Origin of the sequence: Streptomyces yerevanensis (genome assembly GCF_000716805.1) — a bacterium.
GTDB classification, from domain to species: Bacteria; Actinomycetota; Actinomycetes; order Streptomycetales; family Streptomycetaceae; genus Streptomyces; species Streptomyces flaveus.
The window spans coordinates 1-602 of sequence record NZ_JNWJ01000211.1 but is presented as its reverse complement, the minus strand read 5'-3'; the positions used below and the strand labels follow the sequence as shown (position 1 = coordinate 602).

The window sequence follows — 602 nt, the reverse complement described above, 5'->3', positions numbered from 1 at the left end:
CTGGACGCTTTGGAGTCGGAGGGTGTGCACATCTTCCGTGAGGTGGCGGGCGAGTTCGAGCGGCCGGTGATCCTGTTCTCCGGCGGCAAGGACTCCATCGTCATGCTGCACCTGGCGCTGAAGGCGTTCGCCCCGGCGGCCGTCCCCTTCTCGCTGCTGCACGTGGACACCGGACACAACTTCCCCGAGGTCCTCGAATACCGGGACCGGGTGGTGGCCGAACACGGACTGCGGCTGCACGTCGCCTCCGTGCAGGACTACATCGACGCCGGCAAACTGCGCGAGCGCCCCGACGGCACCCGCAACCCGCTGCAGACCGTACCGCTCACGGAGAAGATCCAGTCCGAGCGGTTCGACGCGGTGTTCGGCGGCGGCCGCCGCGACGAGGAGAAGGCCCGCGCCAAGGAGCGGGTGTTCAGCCTGCGCGACGAGTTCTCCCAGTGGGACCCGCGCCGCCAGCGGCCCGAGCTGTGGAACCTGTACAACGGCCGGCACGCGCCCGGCGAGCACGTCCGCGTCTTCCCGCTGTCCAACTGGACGGAGCTGGACGTGTGGCAGTACATCGCCCGGGAGAAGATCGAACTCCCGCAGATCTACTTCGC

1 protein-coding gene is annotated in these 602 nt (G+C 68.6%); it reads left to right on the top strand.

Annotated features, from left to right (window positions below; genetic code table 11):
• A partial coding sequence (cysD, locus tag OP79_RS49105) for a sulfate adenylyltransferase subunit CysD (RefSeq protein ID WP_051745936.1) occupies positions 1-602 on the top strand: 602 nt, incomplete at both ends.